The following is a 6,071-nucleotide window of genomic DNA, read 5'->3' as shown; positions in this document are numbered from 1 at the left end:
GCGGCGGCCGAGGGGCTCACCGGGCTCACGGGTGTCTCGCTGATCGCCGTCGGCGGCTACGGCCGCGGCGAGCTGTCCCCGCGCAGCGACCTCGACCTGCTCCTGCTGCACGACGGCGGTGACACCAAGGCGGTGGCCGCCCTCGCCGACCGGCTCTGGTACCCCGTCTGGGACCTCGGCCTCGCCCTCGACCACTCCGTGCGCACCCCGGCCGAGGCCCGCAGGACCGCCGGGGAGGACCTGAAGGTCCAGCTCGGCCTCCTGGACGCCCGCCACCTCGCCGGCGACCTCGGCCTCACCACCGGCCTGCGCACCGCTGTCCTCGCCGACTGGCGCAACCAGGCCCCCAAACGCCTCCCCGAACTCCAGGAACTGTGCGCCGAGCGCGCCGACCGGCAGGGCGAACTGCAGTACCTGCTGGAACCCGATCTCAAGGAGGCGCGCGGCGGCCTGCGCGACGCCACCGCCCTGCGCGCCGTAGCCGCCTCCTGGCTCGCCGACGCCCCGCGCGAGGGCCTCGCCGACGCCCGGCGCCGGCTGCTGGACGTCCGCGACGCCCTGCACCTGACCACGGGCCGCGCCACCGATCGCCTCTCCCTCCAGGAGCAGGACCAGGTGGCGGCGGAGCTGGGCCTGCTGGACGCCGACACCCTGCTGCGGCAGGTGTACGAGGCCGCGCGCGTGATCTCGTACGCCAGCGACGTCACCTGGCGCGAGGTGGGGCGCGTGCTGCGTTCGCGCGCCGTACGGCCGCGGCTGCGCGCCATGCTGGGCGGCGGCAACAAGCCGGTCGCCGAGCGCTCCCCGCTGGCCGAGGGCGTGGTGGAGCAGGACGGCGAGGTGGTGCTCGCCCGTGCCGCGCGCCCCGAACGCGACCCCGTGCTGCCGCTGCGCGCCGCGGCCGCCGCCGCGCAGGCGGGCCTCCCGCTCTCCCTGCACGCCGTACGGCGCCTGGCCGCCACCGCGCGCCCCCTGCCCACGCCCTGGCCCGCCGAGGCCCGCGAGCAGCTCGTGACCCTGCTCGGCTCCGGCCGCCCGACCGTCGACGTCTGGGAGGCGCTGGAGGCGGAGGGCCTGATCAGCCGTCTGCTGCCGGACTGGGAGCGGGTCCGCTGCCGCCCGCAGCGCAATGCCGTCCATATCTGGACAGTCGACCGGCACCTGATCGAGACAGCGGTCCGCGCCTCCGAGCTGACCCGCCGCGTCAGCCGCCCCGACCTGCTCCTCGTCGCCGCCGTGCTGCACGACATCGGCAAGGGCTGGCCCGGCGACCACTCGGTCGCGGGCGAGATCATCGCCAAGGACGTGGCCGCGCGGATCGGCTTCGACCGCGCGGACGTGGCCGTCCTGTCGGCACTGGTCCGTCACCACCTCCTCCTCATCGAGACGGCCACCCGCCGCGACCTGGACGACCCGGCCACGGTCCGCTCGGTCGCCGAGGCGGTCGGCAGCCAGAGCACCCTGGAGCTGCTGCACGCGCTGACCGAGGCCGATGCCCTCGCCACCGGACCGGCAGCCTGGTCCTCCTGGCGCGGCTCCCTCGTCGCCGACCTGGTCCGGCGGGTGTCGGCCGTCCTGGCCGGGGACACCCCGGACGAGCCCGAGCCGGCCGCGCCCACGGCCGAGCAGGAGCGCCTCGCGATCGAGGCGTTCCGCACGGGCGGCCCGGTCCTCGCGCTGCGCGCGCAGACGGAACCGGTCACCGAGGAGGAGCCCACCCAGGAACCGCTCGGCGTGGAGCTGCTCATCGCCGTACCCGACCAGCCCGCCGTGCTCCCCGCGGTCGCCGGTGTCCTCGCCGTGCACCGCCTCACGGTCCGCACGGCGGAACTGCGCACCGTGACCCTGCCCGACGACGTCGACGACGGCTCGGTCCTGCTGCTCAACTGGCGGGTCGCCGCCGAGTACGGCTCCCTGCCCCAGGCCGCCCGGCTGCGCGCCGACCTGGTCCGCGCCCTCGACGGCTCCCTGGACATCGCCGGCCGCCTCGCCGAACGGGACGCGGCCTACCCGAGGCGCCGCGGCTGGGTGGCCCCGCCGCCGAGGGTGACGGTCGCTCCGGCGGCTTCACATCACGCCACGGTGATCGAGGTACGGGCCCAGGACGCGCCGGGGCTGCTGCACCGGATCGGGATGGCGCTGGAGAAGGCGGGGGTGCGGGTGCGGAGCATGCATGTGAGCACGCTGGGTTCCAACGCGGTGGATGCGTTCTATGTCACCACCGGCGCGGGGGCACAGCTGCCGGCGGAGGACGCGTCGTCGCTGGCGAGGGTGCTGGAGGAGACGTTGCGGGCGTGACCTTGCGGTGCGCTTGTGCGTTCACCGGATGTGCTCCCCGCTGATGCGGGGATGGTCCCGAGCTCGTCAGGATGCTCGGAGGCGATACTCCCTCCCCGTCGCTACGGGGATTCCGTCCTCGCCCGCTGAATCGGCGGGCGGGGACGATTTGCTTGCGGTGCCAGATACCCTGGAGGGCAGCCCAAACTGTCGCCGACCCCAAGGACCGACGCCGCCGTGTTCGATACTCTCTCCGATCGCCTTTCAGCGACCTTCAAGAACTTGCGCGGCAAGGGGCGCTTGAGCGAAGCGGACATCGACGCCACGGCGCGCGAGATCCGCATCGCGCTCCTCGAAGCCGACGTCGCCCTGCCGGTCGTCCGCACGTTCATCAAGAACGTCAAGGAGCGCGCGCTCGGGGTCGAAGTCTCGAAGGCCCTGAATCCGGCCCAGCAGGTCCTCAAGATCGTCAACGACGAGTTGATCACGATCTTGGGTGGCGAGACCCGCCGCCTGCGCTTCGCCAAGCAGCCGCCCACCGTGATCATGCTCGCCGGTCTCCAGGGTGCCGGTAAGACCACCCTCGCGGGCAAGCTCGGCCGCTGGCTGAAGGAGCAGGGCCACTCCCCGCTGCTGGTCGCCGCCGACCTCCAGCGACCGAACGCCGTCAATCAGCTGAGCGTCGTCGCCGAGCGCGCCGGTGTCGCGGTCTACGCGCCGGAGCCGGGCAACGGCGTCGGTGACCCGGTGAAGGTCGCCCAGGACTCCATCGACTTCGCCAAGTCCAAGGTCCACGACATCGTGATCGTGGACACCGCCGGCCGCCTCGGTATCGACGCCGAGATGATGCAGCAGGCCGCGGATATCCGCGATGCCACGAAGCCGGACGAGATTCTTTTCGTCGTCGACGCCATGATCGGCCAGGACGCGGTCAACACCGCCGAGGCCTTCCGCGACGGCGTCGGCTTCGACGGTGTGGTCCTGTCGAAGCTCGACGGTGACGCCCGCGGTGGTGCCGCGCTGTCCATCCGGCAGATCACCGGCAAGCCGATCATGTTCGCGTCGAACGGCGAGAAGCTGGACGACTTCGACGCGTTCCACCCGGACCGGATGGCCTCCCGCATCCTCGACATGGGTGACCTGCTCACCCTGATCGAGCAGGCGGAGAAGACCTTCAGCCAGGAAGAGGCCGCCAAGATGGCCTCGAAGCTGGCGTCCAAGAAGGGCCAGGACTTCACCCTGGACGACTTCCTGGCCCAGATGGAGCAGGTCAGGAAGATGGGCTCCATCTCCAAGCTGCTCGGCATGCTGCCGGGCATGGGCCAGATCAAGGACCAGATCCAGAACATCGACGAGCGGGACGTCGACCGCACCGCCGCGATCATCAAGTCGATGACCCCGGGCGAGCGCCAGGACCCGACGATCATCAACGGCTCGCGCCGCGCCCGGATCGCCAAGGGTTCCGGTGTCGAGGTCAGCGCGGTGAAGAACCTCGTCGAGCGGTTCTTCGAGGCCCGCAAGATGATGTCCCGCATGGCGCAGGGCGGCGGCATGCCGGGCATGCCGGGGATCCCGGGCATGGGCGGCGGCCCGGGCCGGGCCAAGAAGCAGCCGAAGAAGGCCAAGGGCAAGCAGCGCTCCGGCAACCCGATGAAGCGCAAGCAGCAGGAGCTGGAGGCGGCCCAGCGCCGCGAGGCGGCCGGACAGGCCGGCGGCGCTTTCGGGCTGCCGCAGCAGGGCGGCCAGGAGTTCGAGCTGCCCGACGAGTTCAAGAAGTTCATGGGCTGAGTTCGCCCCTGAGTCCACCGCTGGGCATGCCAGGGGTTGGTCATTGTCGTACGGTCCCGATATGACCAACCCCGCGCCGCCGCGCAAGTCACCCGACCAGCCCTGGCGTACCGAAGGTGCCCCGGAGGAGCCGCCGAAGCCGCCGCCCGGCGGGCCGCGGATGCGGGGCGGCTGGTGGCGGCTGATCCTCACCGCGCTGATCGTGTACCTGATCGCGAACCTGGTGCTGTCGTACTTCGGCGAGGAGAACGAGCCGACGATCTCGTACACCGAGTTCAGCAAGCAGGTCAACGACGGCAATGTCGCCAAGATCTACGCCAAGGGCGACTCGATCCAGGGGCAGCTCAAGAAGGAGCAGAAGAACCCCGGCGGCGGCACGTACACCAAGTTCAACACCGAGCGGCCGTCCTTCGCGAACGACAACCTCTGGTCGAACCTGACCAAGCACAACGTCACGGTCACCGCCCAGCCCGTCGTCCAGCACCGCAGCTTTCTCGCCAATCTGCTGATCTCACTGGCGCCGATGCTGATCATCGTCGCTCTGTGGATCTTCGTCGCGCGGCGGATGAGCGCGGGCCTCGGCGGCGCGGGGGGCATGCTGGGCCGCAAGGCGCCGCCGAAACCGGTCGAGCTGGTGCCGGGGGAGAAGCGCACGACCTTCGCGGACGTGGCCGGTATCGACGAGGTCGAGGGCGAGCTGAACGACGTCGTCGACTTCCTGAAGAACCCCGACGCCTATCGCCGCATGGGCGCCAAGATGCCCCGCGGTGTGCTGCTCGCGGGCCCGCCCGGTACCGGGAAGACGCTGCTCGCGCGCGCGGTCGCCGGCGAGGCGGGCGTGCCGTTCTTCTCCGCGTCCGCGTCGGAGTTCATCGAGATGATCGTGGGCGTGGGCGCGTCGCGGGTGCGGGAGCTGTTCGCGGAGGCCCGCAAGGTCGCCCCGTCGATCATCTTCATCGACGAGATCGACACCATCGGCCGGGCCCGCGGCGGCGGCGCGTCCATGGGCGGGCACGACGAGCGCGAGCAGACCCTGAACCAGATCCTCACCGAGATGGACGGCTTCTCCGGCTCGGAGGGCGTCATCGTCATCGCGGCCACCAACCGCGCCGACATCCTCGACCCGGCCCTGACCCGCCCCGGCCGCTTCGACCGGGTCGTCCAGGTCTCGCCCCCGGACCGCGGCGGCCGCAAGGCCATCCTGGAGATCCACACCCGCGACATCCCGCTCGCCGAGAACGTCGACCTCGCCCAGGTGGCCCGCACGACCCCGGGCATGACCGGCGCCGAGCTGGCCAACCTCGCCAACGAGGCCGCCCTGCTCGCGGTCAAGCGCAAGCAGCAGGCGGTGACCCAGTCCGACCTCTCCGAGGCGCTGGAGAAAATCCAGCTCGGTGCGGAGCGGGCGCTGGTGATGCCCGAGGAGGAGCGCCGGCGCACGGCGTACCACGAGAGCGGGCACGCGCTGCTGGGCATGCTGCAGCCGGGCGCCGACCCGGTCCGCAAGATCACGATCGTGCCGCGCGGCCGGGCCCTGGGTGTCACGCTCTCCACGCCGGACGCGGACAAGTACGCGTACACCGAGGAGTATCTGCGCGGCCGGATCATCGGCGCGCTCGGCGGCATGGCGGCCGAGCACGTCGTCTACGACGTGATCACCACCGGTTCCGAGAGCGACCTGGAACAGGTCACCAACATCGCGCGCGGGATGGTGTCGCGCTGGGGCATGAGCCGGGAGGTCGGCCGCCTCTCCGCGCTCCCGAACGACGCCCAGCAGGCCTACGGGCTCGCCGCCGCCCCGCAGACCCTGGACGTCATCGACACGGAGATGCGCCGGATCGTGGACGAGTGCTACGACGAGGCGTGCCGCAAACTCCGGGACCATCGCGGCCAGTTGGACGCCCTCGCGCAGGCCCTGCTGGAGAACGAGACGCTGGAGGAGGCGGACGCGTACCGGATCGCCGGGATCACCCGCCTGACCAAGGACGTCGATTCCTAGGAGATCT

General features: G+C 71.5%; 3 protein-coding genes. All 3 read left to right on the top strand.

The features are described from left to right. Positions 1-2,298: [protein-PII] uridylyltransferase (locus LE548_RS25455; protein ID WP_225099282.1), on the top strand; the 2,298-nt coding region annotated here is incomplete at its 5' end. Between the two features lie 216 nt (positions 2,299-2,514). Beyond that, complete coding sequence (ffh, locus tag LE548_RS25450; RefSeq protein WP_225099281.1) at positions 2,515-4,065, top strand: signal recognition particle protein; 1,551 nt, start codon at positions 2,515-2,517, stop codon at positions 4,063-4,065. A gap of 61 nt (positions 4,066-4,126) precedes the next feature. Continuing rightward, the gene (gene ftsH / locus LE548_RS25445) at positions 4,127-6,064 is read left to right on the top strand and encodes an ATP-dependent zinc metalloprotease FtsH (protein WP_225099280.1); all 1,938 of its coding nucleotides are present in this window, start codon (positions 4,127-4,129) and stop codon (positions 6,062-6,064) included. The last annotated feature ends 7 nt before the right edge of the window (positions 6,065-6,071 follow it).

Source organism: Streptomyces sp. CoH27 (assembly GCF_020181035.1).
Taxonomy (GTDB): domain Bacteria; phylum Actinomycetota; class Actinomycetes; order Streptomycetales; family Streptomycetaceae; genus Streptomyces; species Streptomyces camelliae.
The sequence above is the reverse complement of the archived record's forward strand: the minus strand, read 5'-3'. Positions and strand labels throughout refer to the sequence as shown.

Bases quoted from the DNA above. Each gene is read 5' to 3' on its own strand.
- ftsH (WP_225099280.1), top strand. From the start codon at position 4,127: ATGACCAACCCCGCGCCGCCGCGCAAGTCACCCGACCAGCCCTGGCGT.